We start from the raw sequence: 20,738 nt of genomic DNA on the forward strand, positions 1-20,738 counted from the left end.
CAATGTTCTCGTGGGCCACGGGACGGCTCCCTCTCTAGATCTCAGCAATCCAGAGACTGCCTCCCGTGGCCCACACCCGCACGCAGGCTGGCCGAGCCAGGTGTCACCCCAACCCGTGATCCGGAAGCCCTAGACCGCACCCAACCGGTGCTGCCGATGCAGCCAGGGCTGGCTGAACGACGTACCCACGACTACATCCGGCACGGCACCGCCACGCTGTTCGCCGCGTTAGAGATCGCCACCGGAAAGGTGACCGGGCTAACCCAGCCACGACACAGGCACCAGGAGTTCCTTCGGTTCCTCAAGCACCTCGCCCGCGCCTACCCCGAGGACGAACTGCACCTGGTGATGGACAACTACGCCACCCACAAACGCACCGAAGTACGCGAATGGCTGGCCGCCAACCCCCGGATCAAGGTCCACTTCACACCCACGTCGGCGTCATGGATGAACCTGGTCGAGGTCTGGTTCTCCATCATCGAACGCCAAGCCATCCACCGCGGAACCTTCCGCTCCGTCCGCGACCTGATCACCAAGATCCGCCAATTCATCACCGGCTGGAACGACCGCTGCCACCCCTTCGTCTGGACCAAGACCGCCGACCAGATCCTCACCAAAACGAACCGTCAAAAGATCTCAACCACGGGGTACTAGCGAGGGCGCGAGCCCCGGCGCCGACTCGACCGCCGGCCATGATCATGCGTGGGAAACGGCGGTTTCCGCGGGCGGAAAGCCCGGGTTTCCCGCGCATGATCATGGAACAGGTCTGCGAGCGTGCCGCCGCCCGGACCGGTCAGAGTTTGGGGAGGAGAGGTGTCGGGCTCCGGCCGGGATCGCGTTGCTGGAAGGTGAAGCTGGCCGCGTCCCTGGCGTAGGCCTCGGCGTACTTCGCGACCTTCCCGGCATCGAGCGACACTCCGATGCCGGGCGCGCTCGGCGGCGTCAAGCAACCGTTGACATACGGCAGCGGGCCGACCGCACCAGCCGGTGCACCCGCAGCACCGGCTGCACCGGCTGCACCGGCTGCACCGGCTGCACCGGCTGCGAGGCCAGGAATGGCAGCACCGGCTGCACCTGGGGCCGGCGCAGCGCGGTCAGGATCGGGAGCCACCACGATGTCGTCGGCGAGGAGGGAGGCGTACGACTGGCTCGCGGCGAGGAAGTTCGGCGTCGCCGCCATGACATGGCAGGCCGCGTAGGTCGCGAGACCGAGTTCGCCCAGGCTGTGTTTGAGCACCGGGAGCCCCGCTGCCTCGGCGAGACCGGCAGAACGCTTGAGATTGAGCAGCCCACCGTCCATCTGGTTGTCGACCGAGAGCACGTCGGCGGCACCGTGGCGAATGACGTCGAGCTGGTCGAAGCGGGTCCACGACGCCTCGTTGGCGAGAAGCGGCATCGGGATCCGGCTGCGTACGTACGCCATCTCGGGAAGGTTCCGCCCCGACACCGGCTGTTCGGCGAGCTCGATCCCGAAACGCCCCATCTCCGCGAGGATTCGGATCGCGGCCGCCGACGACCACGCCTCGTTGGCGTCGATCCGCAGCAGCGCGTCCGGCCCACCACCTGCGCGCACCGCCTCGACCCGGGCGAGGTCCTCGCCCGGGTCGTCCGAACCCACCTTGAGATACAGCGTCCGGAACCCCGCAGCCACCCCGGCGGCAGCGTCGGATGCCATCTCCGCCGGCGACTTGCGGCTGAGGTAGTAGAAGTACTCCACGTGGTCGCGGACCCGCCCGCCGAACAGCGTCACCAACGGCTGCCCGCACAGCTTGCCCACGATGTCCCAGCAGGCCATCTCGACCGCACCGATCGCCGGGCTCGTCGACTTCACGTGATGCCAGGTGCCGGCGACCGTGATGCGCTTCATGAGGCGTTCGATCGCGGTCGGATCCTCCCCCAGGACGAACGGATCCAGCGACCGCAGGACGGCCAGCACGATGTCGGCCGAGGGGTACGCCGACGCCTCGCCGAGTCCGGTCAGCCCCTCGTCGGTGTCGACCTCGACGAGGACACTGACCATGCCGGTGCGACCGCCGTATGCCCAGATCTCGGCCTCGCGGAAGGGAACGGCCACCGGCGTGGCCCGGATCGCGGTGATACGCATCGGCGGCTCCTCGCGGCGGCGGTCGAGACTGCTGACATCGTGACGGGTTGCATCGGGACGGGTTACATCGTGACGAGCGGGTCGCGGCGGGGGGTCGTGAGGATCTCGCCGCCGTCCCCGGTGACGATCATCGTGTCGGAGAGTACGTAGTCGGGCAGCTGCTGACCGAGCAGCCACGAGATCACGTGGAAGACCATGCCGGCCTTGATCTCCAGCTCGCTGTCGTGGCGGAGGCCGACGGGCACGCCGCCGCCGCTCCAGCTGGGTGGAAACCCGATGCCGGTCATGTAGCCGCAGTGGTGCCGGCGGTAACGGTCGTGGCCGAGTCCTTCGTCGACGACCTTCTGCCAGGCGGCATAGACGTCACCGGCCTGAGCGCCGGGGACCAGCGCCGCCCGCACGGTCTCCAGGCCGGCCGTGACCAGGGCGGCCGACTCGGCGAGCTGTGGGTGGGGCGCACCGACGTAGACCATCCGGGTGAGCGGGGCGTGATAGCGCGCCACCGAGCCGGACAGCTCGATGAACACCCGGTCACCCTCGACGATGGTGCGGTCGGTCCAGGTGCAGTGTTCCTGGAACAGCCGGTCCTGGGCGCGGATGAGCGGCACGAAGCCCGGCGGTTCGCTGCCCTCGGTGATGAGGGTGGTGGACACGGCCGCGGCGATGTCGCGTTCGGTGACGCCGGAAGCCACCGCGGCGATCCCGGCCTCCATCGCCCGCGACGAAATCTCGGCGGCCTGGCGTACGCAGCCGATCTCCGCACCGGACTTCACCTGCCGCAGGTCCTCGACGAGGCCCGACCCGTCGCAGAACTCCGCGTACGCGCAGGCTTCGACGAGTTCCTCCCACACGGCGAGCGGGAAGTTCATGCCGGCCCGGTCGACGCCGACCCGCCCCTTCGCGGCGTCGGCCCCGTCGAGGGCGGTACGCAGGGCCCGGGCGGAGGCGGCCGACGGTCGCTCGGCGTCGGCATACGGCAGGTGGACGACCGACGGTGCCAGGTCCGCGACCGTCGTACGTTCCATCTCGCGGGTGACGAGCACGGACGGCCCGGCTGATGGCACCACCAGCATGCTGAACGCGAAGTACCCCTGGTGGGCGAGTCCGGTCAGGTAGTAGATGTCCTCAGGTGCGGTGAGCAGCAGCGCCGTCAGGTCGCGCTCGCGCATGACCCGCCGAAGGCTGTCGAGCCGCTGGGGGAGTTCGTCGGCGAGGATGTTCGACGGTTCGTTGAAGAGTCCGCTCATGGCAGCTCCTTCGGTCGGTCCCATGACCACGGCGCCAGGCGCTGCGCCACCACTCGTCGTTCGGTTATCGGCGGTCTCACTCAGCCTTCGGAGGTCGGTGGAGCTATGGCGGCGCCGACCGCCTCGATCCAGATCGACAGCGCCTCCTGGACCTGCGGGGATCGCACCACGAGCGGCGGGATCATGCGGACGACGTTGCCGAAGGCGCCACAGGTGAGCAGCAGCAGACCGCGGCGGGCCGCCTCCTGCTGGGCGCGCTGGGCGGTCGCGGTGTCGGGCTGGCCCGCCGGACCGGTGAACTCGCTGCCCTGCATGAGGCCGAGGCCGCGTACGTCGCCGATGACGGGGAACTCGGCCGCGACCTTCCGGAGTCCCTCGGCGAGCTCGGCGCCGGTGGCGGCGGCGTTGTCGACCAGGTGCTCGTCGCGGATCACGTCCAGGGTGGCGAGGGCGGCGGCACAGGCGACGGCGTTTCCTCCGTACGTACCACCCTGGGAACCCGGCCAGGCCTTAGACATCAGGTCGGCCGGTGCCGCGATTGCCGACAGCGGGAAGCCGCTGGCGAGGCCCTTGGCCGTGACGAGGATGTCGGGTGTCACACCGAAGTGGTCGTGTCCCCAGAACTTCCCGGTGCGGCCCCACCCGGTCTGGACCTCGTCCATGACGAGCAGGATGCCGTGCCGGTCGGCGCGGGTGCGCAGACCGGCGAGGAACTCGGGCGTCGCTGGTACGTAGCCGCCCTCGCCGAGGACCGGCTCGACCACGAACGCCGCGGTCTCGTCGGGCGCGGTCTGCGTGGCGAGGGCGTAGTCGAGTTCGCGCAGCGCGAAGTCGGTGGCGGCCCGCTGGTCCCATCCGTACCGGTAGGCATCCGGGAACGGCGACACCACCACGCCACCCATGAGCGGCGAGAACCCGGCCCGGAACTTCGTACCGGCCGTCGTCATCGCGGCCGCGCCGATCGTCCGGCCGTGGAACGAACCCTGGAAGACGACGACGTTGGGCCGGCCGGTCGCCTGCCGGGTCAGCCGGAGCGCCGCCTCGATCGCCTCGCTGCCGGAGTTGGCGAAGAACACCCGGTCGAGCGCGGCCGGTAGCACCTCGGAGAGCCGGTCGGCGAGGGTGAGCAGCGGACGGTGCATGACGGTCGTGTACTGCCCGTGGATCAGCGTCGCGACCTGGCGTTGGGCAGCCTCGACGATCCGCGGATGGCAGTGACCGGTGCTGGTGACCCCGATGCCGGCGGTGAAGTCGAGATAACGCCGGTCCTCCTCGTCGTAGAGGTAGACCCCTTCGCCGCGTGCGGCGAGGACGGGCGTGGCCTGCTTGAGGAGTGGGGAGAGCTGTGCCATGGCGACCCCTGGAGATCAAAGCGCTCTGTTGGATTGCAGACAATCCGACTGTAATACTTGACGTCAATCCCTCATAGCTGTGAGTTTCCGAGCCGCGCTGCCCTTGCCGTCGCCGGTTCCGTGATCATGACGGTGATCATGACCATGACCATGAAGGGAATTGGGGTCTATGCGCCGCTTTCCCTTCATGATCACGAGCTCGTGGCGTCAGAGCTAAGGTGGCGAGGGTCGGGGTGATCAGACACGCGCGATGCCATGGAGGTGTCCCGAGATGAGCCAGGCCGAGCGCGAGCGCGCGGTTGTCGCGGACGTACCCAAGGAACTCCTGATCGGCGGCACATGGCGCGCCGCCGCCGGTGACGCGGAGTTCAGGGTCGAGGACCCGTCCACCGGCGAGGCGCTGTGCACGGTGGCCGACGCCTCACCCGCCGATGGCGTCGCCGCACTCGACGCGGCCGTCGAGGCGCAGGACTCCTGGGCCGCGACCGCGCCGAGAGCCCGCAGTGACATCCTCCTGCGTGCGTACCACCTCCTGCTCGAACGCCAGGACGACCTCGCCCTGCTGATGACCCTGGAGATGGGCAAGCCGCTGGCCGAGGCCAAGGGCGAGATCGCCTACGCCGCCGAGTTCTTCCGGTGGTTCGCCGAGGAGGCCGTACGCATCGACGGCGGCTACGCGGTGTCGCCGGACGGGACGAGCCGGTTCGTCGTCGTACGCCAGCCCGTCGGCCCGTGCCTGCTCATCACGCCGTGGAACTTCCCGATGGCCATGGGCACGCGCAAGATCGGCCCGGCGGTGGCGGCCGGCTGCACCATGGTGATCAAGCCCGCACCTGACACGCCCCTGTCGATGCTGGCGCTCGCCCGGATCCTGCAGGAGGCCGGGCTGCCGGATGGCGTACTCAACGTCCTCACCACCACGGATGCCGCCGGTGTCATGGAGCCGCTGATCCGCGACCCGCGCTCGCGCAAGCTGTCGTTCACCGGCTCGACGGCGGTGGGGCGGAAGCTGCTCGAGCAGGCAGCGGGCACCGTCATGCGTACCTCGATGGAACTCGGTGGCAACGCACCGTTCGTCGTCTTCGACGACGCCGACCTCGACGCGGCCGTCGACGGTGCGGTGCTGGCCAAGATGCGCAACGTCGGCGAGGCGTGTACGGCGGCCAACCGGTTCTACGTCCAGTCCGGCGTCGCGGGGGAGTTCTCCCGCCGGCTCGCCGAACGCATGGGCGCGATGCGGGTCGGCCGGGGCGTCGAGGACGGCGTACAGGTCGGGCCGCTGATCAACGCCGCCGCCCTGGACAAGGTGCAGTCGCTCGTCGCCGACGCGGTGAAGCAGGGTGCCTCGACGGTGGTCGGCGGCTCCGCGGTCGGCGGGCCGGGGTACTTCTACCAGCCGACCGTCCTCACCGGCGTCCCGCCCGCCGCGCAGATGTCGCGGACGGAGATCTTCGGTCCGGTCGCCCCCTTGACGGTGTTCGAGACCGAGGACGAGGCGGTCGCGGCGGCCAACGACACCGAGTTCGGGCTGATCGCGTACGTCTACACGCGCGATCTCGAGCGTGGCATCCGGGTCAGCGAACGCCTGGAGTCCGGCATGGTCGGGCTCAACCGGGGCATGGTGTCGACGCCGGCGGCGCCGTTCGGTGGGGTGAAGCAGTCGGGCATCGGCCGCGAAGGTGGGCGGCTCGGCATCGAGGAGTTCCTCGAGGTGAAGTACATCAACGTCACCGTCAGGTAGGGCGTTCGGGCTGCGTCGGGAAGGAGGCGGGTCCCGTGGTCGGACTCGAGGCGGTGCGTGCCGCGCGGGAGACCATCGGCACCAACCTGCTCCGCACGCCGGTCCTGTCGGTCTCGAGCCTCGACGGGCGCGCCGGCGTGGAGGTGCTGGTCAAGGCCGAGGTCCTGCAGAAGACCGGCTCGTTCAAACCGCGCGGCGTCCTCAACCGGCTCGCGCGGCTGACGCCTGACGAACGCGACCGCGGTGTCATCTGCATCTCCGCCGGCAACCACGCCCAGGCACTGGCCTGGGCGGCTGCCCGCATGGGCGTGTCCGCCGCCGCCGTGATGCCCACCACCGCGCAGACCAGCAAGATCGCCGCGACGAAGGCCTATGGCGCCGAGGTGATCCTGCGCGGGGAGAGCGCGGTCGAGACCCACGCCGACTTCCCCGCGATCGTCGCCGAGTCCGGCCGGGTCGTGATCCCGCCGTACGACGATCCGGCCATCATCGCCGGCCAGGGAACGATCGGGCTCGAACTCCTCGAGGACGTCCCCGACCTCGACGCCATCGTGGTCCCGGTGGGTGGCGGCGGGCTCGTCGGAGGTATCGCGGCGGTGGTCAAGGAGCAGCGTCCTTCGGTCCGGGTGATCGGGGTCGAACCCGCCGGCGCGGCCTGCCTGCACGCCGCCCTGGCCGAGGGGCACGTCGTCCATCTACCGCGCACGCCGACCATCGCCGACGGGCTGGCGGCGCCCTTCGTGAGCGAACGCACCCTCGCGCTCGCCACCCGCTACGTCGACGACGTCGTACAGGTGAGCGACGAGGAGATCGTCGAGGCCATGGGAATCCTTCTCGAACGTACGAAACTGCTGACCGAACCCGGTGGCGCCGTCGCGGTCGCGGCGTTGCTCCACCGGCGGTGCGGGTTACGGCCGGGCCAACGCGCGGTCGCCGTGCTGAGCGGCGGCAACGTCGACCGCGCGCTGCTCACCTCCCTGCTCTGACCTGCGTACGCCTCGACGGTTGGCGACACCGCGACGCCGGGTTATCGTGCCTCGTTGATCATTTCGACTCGCCCGGCTGGGCGGCGACCCGAGCCCTCCTTCCGTGATCATGACGGTGATCATGAAGGGAACCGGCCACCGCCGCCGCCGGCTCGGAGGGGCGTGACGCCTGATGTACGAAGCACAACCAGGGCAGGGATCCACGCCCCCGCACTCAGTTCATGACGACGTGCGGGTGGACCGCCCCCGGCTCGGCGTACCGGCATGGGCACGGTCGTTCGCCGCGGCGGGTGGGGCTGCCGCGGGGGCGCTCCTCGCCGTGCCGGTCGGCGGCTTCCTGATCGTCGTCCTGTTCGAACGCATAGGCACCGCCATCATCCGCGACATCACCTCCGGTGCCGTGACCGATGACATGTCCGGCGTCGAAGCGGTCATCGCCGCGGTATTCCTCCTCCTCACCGCGGTGCTGGTCGCAATCCTCGTCGTGGTCGCGTTGGTCACGCCGGTGTTCGTCATCCTGCCGATGGCCGCGACGGCCCTTGCGCTACGCCTCGCCGGGGCGGGTCTGATCGCCCGGTCACTGCTGGTGGGACTGGGGCTCGTCATCGGCCTGGCCGCCGGGGTCGGCGCTGCATCGTCCTCGGTCGACATCGACATGGACCTGTGGATGTGGGTCCTCGTCGCCGCTGCTGGTGCGTTCGGTGGCCGGCTCGTGGTGGAACTCTGGAAACCCGATGATGCGGGCCGGGTCGACGGCGCGGCAGGTCGGCGGCGATGGAGTCGCCTGGGTGTGGCGTGGGCCGCCCTTCTGGCGCTGGCGATCGTCCTGATCCTGCTGCTGGTGAAGCTGCTACCCGTCTCTCTGGGGGAGCTGGTTCTGCGGTGACGGTGACGCCGCCACTGCGCGTACGGCGGCGACCCTCGGACGGGGTTCAGCTCAGCCGGGCGCCAGTCGTGACAAGGCGTCGTTGGTGTGCGCGGTGATGAGCTTGTCGAGGCGTTCGAGGTCCCGGTCTCGGATCGCCTCGACCATCGCACCGTGCTCGCTGACGGTGGCCTCGGGCACCTGGCAGGTCTGCTCGAGCGCGGCGATACACATCCGCGTCTCGACGAGCAGGGTGTCGTGCATGCGTCGAAGCCGTGGACTCCCGGACTCCTCGACGAGCAGCTGGTGGAACGCGAGATCGGCGTCGCTGAGGGCCTTGAGATCGCCGCGTCGCGCGGCGGTGACCATCGGGCGGTGGGCCTTCTCCAACCGGCGTGCCGTGCCGGCGGGATCACGTTCGCAGATGGTGGCGACCGCCGCACGTTCGATCGCGGACCTGGCGAGGTAGATGTCGCGCACGTCGTCGGCATCGAGCTCGATGACGAACAGGCCGCGGTTGTGTTCGCTGCGCAGCAGCCCTTCCTGGACGAGGCGCTGCATCGCTTCGCGCAGTGGACCGCGGCTGACCTTCAACCGGTTGGCGAGCTCGGTCTCGCCGAGCTGGGTGCCGGGAGTCAGGATGCCTTGGGTGATGGCGTTACGCAGCTGTCGCGCGATGATGCTGGCAGTGGACTCGCGGCTGACCGGTCCGAGACCTGACTGCCCGACGAGGTCGTTCATGTGTGCTCTTCTCCAGACCCCGGCCGCCGGCAGCGGGTGGATCGAATGACCACCACGCCGGCGCATCCGATCGCGCCGACCCTAGGGGGTGTCTGATGGATCACGATCGGCTCGCGGCGTCCCACATCCCGCCTGGCTGCGTTCTCGTCGATCGGCGCACAAGACCAGTGCGCCTTCCTCCTCGGCCTTGCCAGCCGGGCGCGGATACGCCGCTCACTGATCGATCGTGATCCATCAGACACCCCCTAGCAGATTCTCTGCATGGCGATGATCGGATTGTTGACAACAGTACGGTACGCCGATAACTTCCTTCGCACCACAGAGGCCCCGGCGGTGACCCGGGCGGCTGAGCCGGTCGCAGGGTTTGCACTGCGCCTCGCCGAGGAACACCCGGATGTCCAGCTCGTGCCGATTCCCCTCACCACCACAGGGAGAGGCTCACGTGGTCCAGGAACCGTTGCCCAACAATCCGTTACCGCGTCTTGGCCGGCGCGGGTTTCTCCGGCATGCGCTGTTTGCGGGGGCAGCGTCTGTCGCCGTCGCCGGATGCGGGCGCTCACTGGCCGGGACAAACGCCGGTGCCGGCGACACGCTGGCGAGGATCAAGCGCGAAGGTGCGATCAAGGTTGCGTTCGCCAACGAAGCGCCCTACGGCTTCAAGAACACCGGAGGCGACCTGGTCGGTGAGGCCCCCGCCGTGGCGAGGGAGGTCTTCACCCGGATGGGTATTCCCACCCTGGAAGGGAAACTGGTCGAGTTCGGGTCGCTGATCCCGGCGTTGCAGGCGGGCGCGGTCGACGTGATCGCCGCGGGAATGTACATCACCCCCGAGCGGTGCGGCCAGATCGCCTTCTCCGAACCCGACTACTGCGGCAAGAGCGCTTTCCTTGTCCGCAAGGGAAATCCGGACGGGATCAAGACCTACGACGATGTGGCGAAGGCCGGGATCCGGCTCGGAGTCGTCGGTGGCGCGATCGAGGTGACCTACGCCGAAGGTGCCGGGGTGAAAAACCTCGTGTCCTTCACCGACTCCGCCAGCGGCTTCGAAGGCCTGACGGCCAACCGGATCGACGCGTTCTCCCTCACCAGCATCACGCTACGTTTCCTGCTCGACAACCGGGAGGGGCTCGACCTGGAGGTCACCGAGCCATTCGTTCCGGTGGTCGACGGCAAACCCCAGACCGGCTGTGGGGGTTACGGTTTCCGCCCCGCAGACGCCGACCTGCTGGAGGAGTTCAACAGTCATCTCGGTGACTTGAAGGACAGCGGTGACCTGCTCGAGATCATCGAGCCCTACGGATTCAGCAAGGCCGAGCTTCCGACCGACCAGACGACCAAGAGCCTCTGCTCGGGCTGACAGGACGGATACCCATGCTGTCGACGATGCTCGACTATCTCCCGACGTTGCTGCGCGGTGCGCTCGTCGCGCTCGAGATCACGGCCGGCGCCGCGGCGATCGGACTGGTGATGGCCGTGCTCGCCGGGCTGATGGCCCGGGCGCGGCAGCGAGCGGTCCGGGCGATCGCCCGGGTCTACGTGGAGTTCTTCCGCGGCACCTCGGCACTCGTGCAGCTCTTCTGGCTGTTCTTCGCACTGCCCTTGCTGGGTTGGGAGATGCACCCGATGTTCGCCGGCATCGTCGCGCTCGGCCTGAACATCGGCGCCTACGGTGCCGAGGTGGTGCGCGGTGCGGTCAACGCAGTATCGCCGGGGCAGTACGAAGCGGCGATCGCGTTGAGCTTCTCACCGGCCCAACGGATGCGGCGGATCATCTTCCCGCAGGCGGTCGTGGGCATGATCCCGCCGTTCGGCAACCTGTTGATCGAGTTGCTGAAGGGGACCGCGCTGGTCTCACTCATCACGATCAACGACCTCACGTTCAACGCACAGGTGCTGCGCCAGCTGACCGGCCACACGGTGCTGATCTTCTCGATGGTGCTCGTTCTCTACTTCGTGATGGCCTACCTCATGACGCTCGGCATGCGCTGGCTGGAACGCAGAGCCAAGGCGTCCATCGGCCAGGTACCGGTCGCCACCACGCAACCGGCCGTCAAGACCGTTGTCCGCAAGGAGGTGCCGGCATGAGCGAACGAAGTGAGCGAAGCACGGACACAGCGTGTGGGTTCTCGGCGAAGCGAGAACACGCATGAACTGGGACTGGGGTTTCGTCGCCGAGAACCTGCCGCTGCTGCTGGACGGCCTCAAGATCACCGTGTTCGCCACGATCCTCGGCTCGCTGGTGGCACTCGTGGTCGGTCTGGTCCTCGCGTTGCTGCGCCGGTCCAATGTCCGTGCGGTCCAGCTGTCGGCGACCGCGGTGGTCGAGTTCATCCGGAGCACTCCGCTGCTGGTGCAGCTCTACTTCCTGTTCTTCGTACTCCCCGCCCTCGGTCTCACGCTGCCTGCTCTCGCGACTGGTGTGATCGGCCTCGGGCTCCACTATGCGGCGTACATGTCCGAGGTCTATCGAGCCGGCATCGACGGCGTCCCTCGCGGTCAGTGGGAGGCATGCACCGCGCTGAGCCTGCCGCGCCGGAAGGTCTGGGCCGACGTCATCCTGCCGCAGGCCATTCCGCGGGTCCTGCCCGCTCTCGGCAACTACATCATCGCGATGTTCAAGGACACGCCCCTGCTGTCGGCGATCACCGTCGGAGAAATGCTCCTGGCCGCGAAGACGGTCGGCTCGGAGACCTTCCGTTACCTCGAACCCATCACGATGGTCGGCTTGCTGTTCCTCGTGGTCAGCATCCTGGCCGCCGTTCCCCTGAGGGTATTGGAGCGTCGCTTTGGCCACTGAGACTGCCCACAAACCGGATCAGGCCGCCGGCCGGCACGCCGAGCCATCGAGTGATCCCCTGGTCCGTTTCGACAAGATCATGAAGAGCTACGGCGACAATGTCGTCCTCAACGAACTCGACTTCGACGTCGCGGCTGGTGAGCGGGTGACGCTGATCGGGCCGAGCGGATCGGGCAAGACGACGATCCTGCGGCTGCTGATGACGTTGGAAAAGCCCAACAGCGGCACGATCACGGTCGACGGGGAATGCCTGACCCACATGGAGAAGGGCGGCAGGCTGGTGCCGTCCGACGACCGCTACTGCCGGTCGGTACGCAGGAAGATCGGCATGGTCTTCCAGCAGTTCAATCTCTTCCCGAACATGAAGGTCCTCCGCAACGTCACCGAGGCGCCGTGTCAGGTCCTCGGCCTGTCGACCGAGGAGGCGACCGAACGCGCCAAGGGCCTGCTCGAGCTTGTCGGCATGGGTGACAAGTGCGACTCCTATCCGTCGCAGCTGTCCGGCGGGCAGCAGCAGCGGGTGGCGATCGCGCGCGCCCTGGCGATGCAGCCCAAGGTCCTGCTCCTCGACGAGGTGACCTCCGCACTCGACCCGGAGCTTGTCGCCGACGTGCTCAACGTCCTGCGTGACATCGCCGCGACCACCGACATCACCATGTTGTGTGTCACGCATGAGATGGGATTCGCCCGCGACGTGTCCAACCGGGTCATGATGTTCGACCGTGGTCACGTGATCGAGCAGGGGCCACCGGCGAAGATCTTCTCCGAACCCGAGCACGACCGGACCAAGACCTTCCTGCGTGCCGTCCTGGATGAGCGTTGACGACCGGCTCGTGGGTACGTTCCCCATGTGCACGCAGGTGCAGCCACCCCCGCCGGCCGGGACGCCGCAACGCAGGATAATCGCAGGCGATGAGCAGGTCTGCCGCGCCCGTCGTCACGGTGTTGTGTGACACGCATCGTCCGCCGGGCATGGCGGCGGTGGAGGATCGCGCGGACGTGCGGTACGTCCGCGCCGATGAGCTTCGTGACGCCCTGCGCGGCGCGGACGTCTTCTTCTGTTGGGATTTCCTTTCCCCTGCCCTGCGTACGGCATGGCCGGGCGCGGATTCGCTGCGGTGGGTGCACATCGCGTCGGCGGGGGTCGACCGGTTGCTGTTCTCCGAGCTGGTCGAGAGCGCGGTGGTGGTCACCAACTCGCGCGGGATCTTCGACCGGCCGATCGCGGAATGGGTGCTCGCGGTCGTCCTTGCCTGGGCCAAGGATCTGCCGACGACCTGGCGGTTGCAGGAACGCCGGGAGTGGCGGCACCGGGACGCCGAACGCATCGAGGGGCGGTCCGTGCTGGTGGTCGGCACGGGCGGAATCGGCCGGGCGATCGCCCGCCAGCTCCGCGCGGCCGGGATGGTGGTGAGTGGAGCCGGTCGTACGCCGAAACCGGAGGATCCGGACTTCGGCGTGGTCTTCGCGAGCGATGACCTGCGCGAAGTCGTTGGCGGAGTTGACTTACTCGTCGTCGCGGCACCACTGACCACGAAGACGCAAGGTTTGGTTGACGCCGACGTGCTCGCCCGGATGCGACCCACAGCGCGGCTGATCAACGTCGGTCGGGGGCCGATCGTCGACGAGGAGGCGCTGGTGACCGCGCTGCGGGCGGGGACGATCGCGGGTGCGGCGCTCGACGTGTTCAGTGTGGAGCCGTTGCCTGCGGACAGCCCGCTGTGGAGTGCTCCCGGAACCCTCGTGTCTCCACACATGGCCGGCGACACGGTTGGCTGGCTCGACGATCTCGCGGCGCTCTTCGTGACGAACTTCGAGCGGTGGATGGACGGCGAGCCGCTGCAGAATGTCGTGGACAAGCGTCTGGGCTACGTCCCGGTAGCGGACCGGCCACCAGGGGAGGGGACCACGTGACGGACGACGAGCTCGCCATGAGTAGCGCGACCGAGCTCATGGAGCTGTTCCGTACCCGCAAGGCGTCACCGGTGGACGCCGTCGACGCGGCACTCGCCCGGATCGAGCGGCTCGACAGCGCGGTCCATGCGTACTGTCTGGTCGATCCGGACCTCGCCCGGGCGCAGGCGAAGGAGTCCGAGCGGCGGTGGCGCCACGGAGCGCCGGCCGGACTGCTCGACGGCGTACCGGCGTCGGTCAAGGATCTGCTCCTCACCGCCGGCTGGCCGACCCTGCGCGGATCGCAGCTCCTCTCCGCCGACGCCGACGGACCGTGGACGGGCGACGCGCCGGTCGCCGCACGCATGCGCGAGCACGGTGCGGTGCTGCTGGGCAAGACGACGACGCCGGAGTTCGGGTGGAAGGGGGTCACCGACAGCCTGCGCTACGGCGCGACGGGCAACCCGTGGGATCCCACGCGGACCGCCGGTGGGTCCAGCGGGGGCAGCGCGGCGGCGGTGGCGCTCGGCATGGGTGTCGTTTCCGTGGGCACTGACGGCGGCGGGTCGATCCGCATTCCGTCCGGTTTCACCGGGACCTTCGGGCTCAAACCGACGTACGGCCGGGTGCCGCTGTATCCCGCGAGCCCGTTCGGGACCCTGGCGCATGCCGGGCCGATGACCCGCACGGTGGCCGACGCGGCGGTGCTGCTGGACGTGCTGTCCGGGCCCGACTCGCGGGACTGGTCGGCGCTGGACCGGCCGTATGACGTGTTCCGCTCCTCCCTCGACGGCGGGGTCGCGGGGATGCGGATCGCGTTCAGTTCCGACCTCGGGTACGCCCGGGTTGACGCGGAGGTCGCGGCGGCGGTGCGCCAGGCGGTAGAGGTGTTCGCCGCTCTCGGCGCGGAGGTCGTGGAGGAGGACCCAGGCTTCGCCGACCCGATCGAGGCGTACCACGTGTTGTGGTTCGCCGGTGCCGCCAAGGTCGTGCAGGCCTACGGCGGTGACGACGTGGTGGGCCGGATCGACCCGGGGCTCGCCGAGGTGGTCGAGGAGGGCCGGTCGTTCAGCGCGCTGGACTATCTTGACGCGACCGCCGTACGCATGGATCTCGGCGTTCGGATGGGGCGGTTCCACGAGCGCTACGACCTACTGCTGACGCCGACCTTGCCGATCCCCGCGTTCGCGGCCGGATGCGAGGTGCCGCCGGGCTCGGGCATGCGGCGGTGGACCGAGTGGACGCCGTTCACGTATCCGTTCAACCTCACCCAACAGCCGGCGGCGACCCTCATGTGCGGGTTGACCAGCGACCAGCTGCCGATCGGCCTCCAGGTCGTCGGCCCTCGGCACGCCGACGCGCGGGTCCTGCGGGCCTGCCATGCGTACGAGTCCGCAACGTCATGGCCTCAGCCCCCGCTCACGTCGCCGCCACCCTCCACACCGCCACCCTCCACCCCGCCACCCTCCACCCCGCCACCCCGCCGGCCGCCCCCTCAGCCGGCCGCCCCCTCAGCCACGCCCACCCCCTCGTGATCATGGACCGCCGGTCGAGATGCTGGCCCCGGGATCAAGATGGTGATCATGAAACGCCGTGGGGCGTATGGCCCCGCCTTCTGTCATGGTACGGTTTCGCTTCATGACCATGAAAGCGGCGGCGTTCGCCGACGAGCCGCAGTCTCACGACGTATCCAGGCCTACGCCCAGCGCAGGGACTGCGCCAGCTGGGCCTGTGCCTGCGGCGGGGCTGGGCCTGTGCCTGCGGCAGGGCTGGGCCTGTGCCTGCGGCAGGGCTGGGCCTGTGCCTGCGGCAGGGCTGGGCCTGTGCCTGCGGCAGGGCTGGGCCTGTGCCTGGGCTGGGCCTGTGCCAGGCTGCGCCTGGGCGGCGCCGGCGCCGGGACCGCAGTCATGATCATGAAGCCGTACGGGACCGTGAAGCCTGACGGGGCTATAGCTCCGCAAGGAATTCATGATCACGATCATGATCACGGGACTGGGCCCATGACCGGGGGCGTACGCGGGGTCAGACGTCGGTGATCCAGGAGTTGACCTCGCGCTGCCAGGCGACGTCGGTCCAGAACGGATGGTGCGGCGCGGCGTTGCTGCACAGGATCGTGCCCCAGTATCCGAGCCGCTTGGCCTCGAGCACCGCGAACTCGCAGATGTCCTTGCCCACCGGCCCCTCCTCGAACGTCGTGTGCAGCGGCGTGTAGCCGACGTAACCCTCGCCGATCACCGCCGGTGCGCCGAGCCGCGCGCCGAAGTCGGCGTACGCCTCGAGCCGGCTTCGGACCATCTCTCGCATCGACTCGCGGTAGCGGTGGTAGTGCTCGTAGAGGTAGAGGTCCCACTTCACCGGGTCGGTCCAGTCGTGGGTGTAGACGAGTCGCCGTTGTACGCCGGTGGCCGCGAGGCGCCACTCCTCGTCCGGTAGCCAGTCGTCGTATGCCGGAGCGTCAGAACGCAGCAGCCGCGTGACGAGTGGCGTCGGGAACTCCGCGTCCGACCACAGACCCGCCTCGTCGAAGAGTTGCCGCAGGACGCCGTACGCATAGATGTGGAAGTGCGCGACCTGCAGATTGCCGGCGAGGTCGTCCAACCGGTGCAGTGCCGGCTCGGAGTAGCACGCCGTGTGCAGCAGGTCTGGGTGGCGTTTGCGCAGCAGGTCGACCGCGCTCTCGATCAGCGCCCGCTGAGCCGCCACCACGCTCTCGCCCTCCGCGGCGACCTCGGTGAGGCTCGTGCCGGCGTTGTCGACCTCGTTGTGCAGTTCGACGTAGGCGATCCGGTCGGCGAGGCCGTTGTCCTTCACGAAGTCGAGCAGCGCGCTCATCGACTCCGCCAGCGCCGCGCAGCGCCGCGCCGGGGGAATTGCGACCAGCGCTTCGTACTGTGCCGGTGTGGCGAAGAAGCTCGGCGTCTGCTGGTACTCCCAACTCGACACGATGAGGTGGCAGCCGTGGCGTTCCGCTGCCCGGAAGAGCTCCAACAGGTGGGCGCGACCGTCGATCACCGCGCCACCGGCGTTGTTGTACCAACGCGTACCCTTCCCGAATCCCCTTCCCAGGTTGGCGATCCGCAGCGGCTCCGGCGGGATGTCGCTGCCGAAGAGGGTGTAGGGCATCGCGCAGATGCGGACGGTGTTGTAGCCGCGTTCGACCGCCTCGGCGAATGCCCGGTCGAGGTCCTCGAACGGCTCACCCGGCATCGTCTGGGTGAACCAGCTGAAGTCCCACAGCGAGATCGTCAGCCGTGCCGGCAGGTGGGAGGGAATATCGACGGTCATGAGCCCTTCCTCACTTCACGGTTCCGGCGGTGAGGCCGGCGATGAACTGCTTGGTGGCGAACGCGAACGCGACGAACACCGGAAGTACGCCGATCGTCGTGCCGAGCATCACGGCGGCGACGTCGGCACCTCCGGCGGCGGTGTTGAGCTGGGTCAGCGCCAGCGGCAACGTGAACTTCTCCGAGTCGTTGAGGATGATGAGCGGCATCAGGAAGTTGTTCCAGCTCATCATGAAACTCCACACGGCAAGGGCGGCGAGCCCTGGGCGGATGATCGGCAGCACCACCCGCCAGTAGATCCACAGGTCGCCGGCGCCGTCCATCCGTGCTGCGTCGTAGAGATCGGCCGGCACGGTGCTGTCGACAACCTGCCGCATCCAGAAGACGCCGAAGCCGGTGGCGGCACCGGTGAGGATGAGCGGCCAGTACGTGTTGATCCAGCCGAACTCCTTCATCTCCACGAACCACGGGATGAGCCCAGCCGCAGGTGGGATGAAGAGCGTGAGGAGCACTGAGCCATACAGCACCCGGTGCCCCGGCGCCTCCCGGAAGCGGGAGAACCCGTAGCCGGCAAGGGAACTCACGAGCAGCACCAGCACCGTGTGCGCCACCGAGACGTACGCCGTGTTGCCCAGCGCCCGCACGATGTCAAGGCTGGACTGCAGCCGGCCGAAGTTGTCGATCAGCGCCGTGCCGGGCAGGAGCGGCGGAGGGAACTGGAACACCTCCGAGGTCCTCCGGGTGGCGAGAACTCCCATCCAGTACAGCGGAAACACGAAGAGCAGGGTGGTCATGGCGACCGCGACGGTGATCACGACCCGTGGTGTCCGGTGGCCGACATCGTTCACGAGTGCTCTCCCTCCCTTCAGACCTGTCGCCGCAGCATGCGGGCGTTGATGGCGGAGAACACCAGGATGAGGGCGAAGATGACGTACGACGTGGCCGATGCCAGCCCGAACTTGAACTCCTGGAACGCCGCCTGGTAGAGGTACGTGCCCATCACCTGCGCGGAGTTCGCGGTTCCGTACGTACCACCGGTGAGGACGTACGGCTCGTCGAAGAGTTGGAAGGCGCCGACGGTCGAGGAGATCGCGCTGTAGAGCACGAACGGAATCATCAGCGGCAGCGTGATCCGGAAGAACAGTTGGCTCTCGCCGGCACCGTCGACCCGCGCGGCGCTGTAGAGATCGCGCGGAATCGCCTGCAGCCCGGCCAGGAAGATGATCAGATGCCAGCCGGTCCACCGCCACGCGATGAGCAGGATGATGAGCGGCTTGATCCATCCGGTCGACTGCAGCCACTCGAAGGTGACCCGGTCGCCGGTGAGCGCGCTGAGTGCTGCGTTGACGACGCCGGCGTGGGAGGAGAACATCACGCTCGCGATGATGCCCGTCACAGCCGGAGCGACGAGCAGCGGAAACAGGAACACGACCCGGAAGAATCCCTTGCCCACCAGGACGTACTCGTTGATGAGGTAGGCAAGGAAAAACGCCAGGCCCATCGTCACGACCGTCGAACCGATCCAGATGTAGACCGTGTTGACCATCGCCTTCCGGAACACCGGGTCCTGGAAGAGGATGGCGTAGTTCTGCAGCCAGACGAACTCCGGTGTGCTCAGCCCGTCCCAGCGCACGAAGCTGATCACCAGTGAGGCGAGGATCGGAAACGCGCCGAAGATCGCGAAGAGGACGAAGAACGGCGCGATGCAGAGATAGAACGCGCGGTTAGCGCCCACCCTCGCCCGCAGCCCCCGGCCGCCACGCGGGTCGGGGGCTCGAGACGGTGGTCCGCTGGCCCGGGGGAGTGTGGCTGTCTGGCTGTCAGCTGGCATGGTGACTCTCAACCTGACCGGTTCTCGACCCGACGGTTCGCGTCGCGCAGTGCATCGTCGGCTTTGGCCTTGCCCTTCATGACATCGGTGACCGCATCGGACAGGGCCTGCTGGGCGGCGAAGTCATCGGGGTGCGTGATCGGTGTCTTCATCTCGTTGGACACCACGGAGAAGATCTCGTTGACGTTCTGGCCGGAATAGAACTCGTCGGGCTCGTTCATCCACGGCTCCTCCGTGGCCGACTTCCAGGCGGGATACAGGTCGTTCCGCGCGTCGAGGTTGACGAAGCCTGGTTTCGCCTTGTATTTCGCGACGTTGGTGATCTCGACGCCGGCGACGTCCGGTCCGGCACCGGGCACGAGTGTCTCGAGCAGCTTGTTGTCGTACTGCTCGGTGAGGACGAACGAACCCAACCCAACGCCGGCCGAAAGGCCGAGGAAACGCCGCCGGTCGACCCCTCGAGCCGTCCCGGTCACAGCGCTCACCTCGGACCTACGTGTGGACTGCACTGGCATGGGTGTCACGCCCTCTCAGCCGGAACGCTTCTCGACGCGGGCCTGCGCCGCGGACAGGGCTGCCCCGGTCTCGGCCTTGCCCTTCATGACATCGGTGACCGCGTCGGTCAGCGCGTCCTGTGCCGCCTGGTCGTCGGGATGGGTGATCGGCGTCTCCATCGACTCCGACACCTGCGCGAAGACCTCGTTGACGTTCTGCCCGGCATAGAAGTCGTCGGGCTCGTTCATCCAGTCCTCTTCCAGGGCTGGCGTCCAGGCGGGGTAGAGGTCGTTCTCGCGGTACATCGTGCGCAGGCTGTCGGGGTCCTGGGTGACGAACTTGACGAACTCCCACGCGGTCGCCTTGTTCTCACTGGTTTCGAGGATGCCGATGAAGTCGCCGCCGGAGTTGAACGCGGCATTGCCGTCGTACTCCGGTGCGAGCGTCACGCCCCACGAGCCTGCCGACTCCGGCGCGTAGACGCTCTTGACGAGCCCGCCGAACCAGTTGCCGATGAGGAACGTCGCGACCGTGCCGTTCTTGATCGCGGCTCCCCATTCCTGGCTCCACTGCTCGAACGGCGCGACCAGCCCCGCATCGTAGGCCTGCTTGGCGTAGTCGACGGCGGCCACCATGACGTCCGACGTCAGCTGGGACGCCCCGGACTCGTCGAACATCGAGACACCAGCCTGGGCGCGGATCGCTCCCACGATCGACATCGGCGTGTCGATCAGCCAGCGTTCGTCCTTGACGGCCAGCGCCTTGCCCTCGGCGAGATAGTCGTCCCAGGTCTTGAACGCGTCGTTCACGTCGTCGGGATCGGTCGGCAGGCCGGCCTTCTCCAGCACGTCGCGGCGGTAGAAGAGCCCACCCGGGCCGGTGTTCTTCGGCAGGACGAAGGCCCGGTCCTCCTCCTTGTCGAACACGTAGTCCCAGGAGAAGTTCGCGTAGTCGCCGGCGCTCTTCGTCGCGTCGTACGGACCCTCGGCGAGGTTGACGAAGCCCGGCTTTCCCTTGTATTTCGCGACGTTGGTGATCTCCACCATGGCGACGTCGGGACCGGTGCCGGATACCAGCGTGGCGAGCAGCTTGCTGTCGTACTGGTCCGAGGCGAACGCCTGCACCTTGACCTTCGTTCCCGGGTTCTTCTTCTCGAAGATCGGGATGGTCTTCTCGAACGTCTTGTCGTTGTCGGGCCAGGTCCACACGGTGATCTCACCGCCGACCTTGCCCGCCTGTTCGCTGCCTCCGCCGCACGCCCCCAGCATCAACGCCCCCGCCCCGATGCCGGCGCTCGCCGACAGGAACCGTCGCCGGCTGAGCCCGTGCGCGGCTCCCGACATCCTGTCCACTGGCCGTTTCCGCATGGTGCCACTCCTTTGTGTGTGAAGCATGTGTGCCT

The 20,738-nt window shown here is 68.2% G+C and carries 18 protein-coding genes and 1 pseudogene; 10 read left to right on the forward strand and 9 right to left on the reverse strand.

Translation table 11 applies throughout. The features are described 5' to 3' along the window. Positions 1-123: 123 nt before the first annotated feature. Positions 124-654, forward strand: a pseudogene (locus ABN028_RS27365) (IS630 family transposase); the annotation flags it as partial. A gap of 139 nt (positions 655-793) precedes the next feature. Here ABN028_RS27365 and ABN028_RS27370 read toward each other — a convergent pair. The 3 genes from ABN028_RS27370 to ABN028_RS27380 all read right to left on the reverse strand — a co-directional run bounded on the left by ABN028_RS27370 (position 794) and on the right by ABN028_RS27380 (position 4,703). Beyond that, entirely contained in the window at positions 794-2,104 is a 1,311-nt protein-coding gene (locus ABN028_RS27370; RefSeq protein ID WP_349698611.1) for a mandelate racemase/muconate lactonizing enzyme family protein, read from the reverse strand. Between the two features lie 62 nt (positions 2,105-2,166). Next, positions 2,167-3,351 carry a M24 family metallopeptidase gene (locus ABN028_RS27375; protein ID WP_349698612.1) on the reverse strand — a complete coding sequence of 395 codons (1,185 nt, stop codon included), beginning with the start codon at positions 3,349-3,351 and terminating at the stop codon, positions 2,167-2,169. Positions 3,352-3,431: 80 nt separating this feature from the next. Then, positions 3,432-4,703 carry an aspartate aminotransferase family protein gene (locus tag ABN028_RS27380; RefSeq protein WP_349698613.1) on the reverse strand — a complete coding sequence of 424 codons (1,272 nt, stop codon included), beginning with the start codon at positions 4,701-4,703 and terminating at the stop codon, positions 3,432-3,434. A gap of 271 nt (positions 4,704-4,974) precedes the next feature. On the opposite strand from ABN028_RS27380, the gene ABN028_RS27385 reads away from it, so the two are divergent. The 3 genes from ABN028_RS27385 to ABN028_RS27395 all read left to right on the forward strand — a co-directional run bounded on the left by ABN028_RS27385 (position 4,975) and on the right by ABN028_RS27395 (position 8,316). Further along, positions 4,975-6,444 (forward strand): NAD-dependent succinate-semialdehyde dehydrogenase, encoded by a 1,470-nt coding sequence (locus tag ABN028_RS27385; RefSeq protein ID WP_349698614.1) that lies wholly within the window; start codon positions 4,975-4,977, stop codon positions 6,442-6,444. A 35-nt stretch (positions 6,445-6,479) separates the two neighbouring features. Further along, positions 6,480-7,430, forward strand: coding sequence for a threonine ammonia-lyase (locus ABN028_RS27390; protein WP_349698615.1), 951 nt, complete (start codon positions 6,480-6,482; stop codon positions 7,428-7,430). Positions 7,431-7,659: 229 nt separating this feature from the next. Further along, positions 7,660-8,316, forward strand: coding sequence for a hypothetical protein (locus ABN028_RS27395; RefSeq protein WP_349698616.1), 657 nt, complete (start codon positions 7,660-7,662; stop codon positions 8,314-8,316). Positions 8,317-8,367: 51 nt separating this feature from the next. On the opposite strand, the gene ABN028_RS27400 is transcribed toward ABN028_RS27395, so the two are convergent. Next, positions 8,368-9,036 carry a GntR family transcriptional regulator gene (locus ABN028_RS27400; RefSeq protein WP_349331312.1) on the reverse strand — a complete coding sequence of 223 codons (669 nt, stop codon included), beginning with the start codon at positions 9,034-9,036 and terminating at the stop codon, positions 8,368-8,370. 442 nt (positions 9,037-9,478) lie between these two features. Here ABN028_RS27400 and ehuB point away from each other — a divergent pair, with 442 nt between their 5' ends. From ehuB to ABN028_RS27430, 6 genes are all read left to right on the forward strand, one after another. Continuing rightward, positions 9,479-10,393: an ectoine/hydroxyectoine ABC transporter substrate-binding protein EhuB gene (gene ehuB, locus ABN028_RS27405; RefSeq protein WP_349698617.1), complete on the forward strand. Its 915-nt coding sequence runs from the start codon at positions 9,479-9,481 to the stop codon at positions 10,391-10,393. Positions 10,394-10,407: 14 nt separating this feature from the next. Continuing rightward, positions 10,408-11,121 (forward strand): ectoine/hydroxyectoine ABC transporter permease subunit EhuC, encoded by a 714-nt coding sequence (gene ehuC, locus ABN028_RS27410; protein ID WP_349330293.1) that lies wholly within the window; start codon positions 10,408-10,410, stop codon positions 11,119-11,121. 61 nt (positions 11,122-11,182) lie between these two features. Further along, positions 11,183-11,833: an ectoine/hydroxyectoine ABC transporter permease subunit EhuD gene (ehuD, locus tag ABN028_RS27415; RefSeq protein WP_349330292.1), complete on the forward strand. Its 651-nt coding sequence runs from the start codon at positions 11,183-11,185 to the stop codon at positions 11,831-11,833. Beyond that, positions 11,823-12,656: an ectoine/hydroxyectoine ABC transporter ATP-binding protein EhuA gene (ehuA, locus tag ABN028_RS27420; protein WP_349698618.1), complete on the forward strand. Its 834-nt coding sequence runs from the start codon at positions 11,823-11,825 to the stop codon at positions 12,654-12,656. The genes ehuD and ehuA overlap by 11 nt, the downstream gene beginning before the upstream one ends. 89 nt (positions 12,657-12,745) lie before the next feature. Continuing rightward, positions 12,746-13,747: a D-2-hydroxyacid dehydrogenase gene (locus ABN028_RS27425; protein WP_349698619.1), complete on the forward strand. Its 1,002-nt coding sequence runs from the start codon at positions 12,746-12,748 to the stop codon at positions 13,745-13,747. Continuing rightward, positions 13,744-15,261 (forward strand): amidase, encoded by a 1,518-nt coding sequence (locus ABN028_RS27430; protein WP_349698620.1) that lies wholly within the window; start codon positions 13,744-13,746, stop codon positions 15,259-15,261. The genes ABN028_RS27425 and ABN028_RS27430 overlap by 4 nt, the downstream gene beginning before the upstream one ends. A gap of 487 nt (positions 15,262-15,748) precedes the next feature. Here ABN028_RS27430 and ABN028_RS27435 read toward each other — a convergent pair whose 3' ends face one another. From ABN028_RS27435 to ABN028_RS27455, 5 genes are all read right to left on the reverse strand, one after another. Next, positions 15,749-17,011 carry a cellulase-like family protein gene (locus ABN028_RS27435; RefSeq protein ID WP_349698621.1) on the reverse strand — a complete coding sequence of 421 codons (1,263 nt, stop codon included), beginning with the start codon at positions 17,009-17,011 and terminating at the stop codon, positions 15,749-15,751. 10 nt (positions 17,012-17,021) lie between these two features. After that, positions 17,022-17,858: a carbohydrate ABC transporter permease gene (locus ABN028_RS27440; protein ID WP_349330287.1), complete on the reverse strand. Its 837-nt coding sequence runs from the start codon at positions 17,856-17,858 to the stop codon at positions 17,022-17,024. A gap of 17 nt (positions 17,859-17,875) precedes the next feature. Further along, positions 17,876-18,745, reverse strand: a complete 870-nt coding sequence (locus tag ABN028_RS27445; RefSeq protein ID WP_349698622.1) for a carbohydrate ABC transporter permease — start codon at positions 18,743-18,745, stop codon at positions 17,876-17,878. 104 nt (positions 18,746-18,849) lie between these two features. Then, on the reverse strand, positions 18,850-19,317 hold the full coding sequence (locus ABN028_RS27450; RefSeq protein ID WP_349698623.1) for a hypothetical protein: 468 nt from the start codon (positions 19,315-19,317) through the stop codon (positions 18,850-18,852). A gap of 54 nt (positions 19,318-19,371) precedes the next feature. Next, positions 19,372-20,703: an ABC transporter substrate-binding protein gene (locus ABN028_RS27455; RefSeq protein ID WP_349698624.1), complete on the reverse strand. Its 1,332-nt coding sequence runs from the start codon at positions 20,701-20,703 to the stop codon at positions 19,372-19,374. Positions 20,704-20,738: the final 35 nt, after the last annotated feature.

The organism is Actinopolymorpha sp. B17G11, from assembly GCF_040196095.1.
GTDB lineage: Bacteria > Actinomycetota > Actinomycetes > Propionibacteriales > Actinopolymorphaceae > Thermasporomyces.

Excerpts from the sequence above, each read along its gene's own strand:
- ABN028_RS27385 (WP_349698614.1), top strand. The coding sequence starts at position 4,975 with ATGAGCCAGGCCGAGCGCGAGCGCGCGGTTGTCGCGGACGTACCCAAG.
- ehuC (WP_349330293.1), top strand. The coding sequence starts at position 10,408 with ATGCTGTCGACGATGCTCGACTATCTCCCGACGTTGCTGCGCGGTGCG.
- ehuD (WP_349330292.1), top strand. The coding sequence starts at position 11,183 with ATGAACTGGGACTGGGGTTTCGTCGCCGAGAACCTGCCGCTGCTGCTG.
- ABN028_RS27380 (WP_349698613.1), bottom strand. The coding sequence starts at position 4,703 with ATGGCACAGCTCTCCCCACTCCTCAAGCAGGCCACGCCCGTCCTCGCC.
- ABN028_RS27455 (WP_349698624.1), bottom strand. The coding sequence starts at position 20,703 with ATGCGGAAACGGCCAGTGGACAGGATGTCGGGAGCCGCGCACGGGCTC.
- ABN028_RS27435 (WP_349698621.1), bottom strand. The coding sequence starts at position 17,011 with ATGACCGTCGATATTCCCTCCCACCTGCCGGCACGGCTGACGATCTCG.
- ABN028_RS27375 (WP_349698612.1), bottom strand. The coding sequence starts at position 3,351 with ATGAGCGGACTCTTCAACGAACCGTCGAACATCCTCGCCGACGAACTC.
- ABN028_RS27425 (WP_349698619.1), top strand. The coding sequence starts at position 12,746 with ATGAGCAGGTCTGCCGCGCCCGTCGTCACGGTGTTGTGTGACACGCAT.
- ABN028_RS27400 (WP_349331312.1), bottom strand. The coding sequence starts at position 9,036 with ATGAACGACCTCGTCGGGCAGTCAGGTCTCGGACCGGTCAGCCGCGAG.
- ABN028_RS27370 (WP_349698611.1), bottom strand. The coding sequence starts at position 2,104 with ATGCGTATCACCGCGATCCGGGCCACGCCGGTGGCCGTTCCCTTCCGC.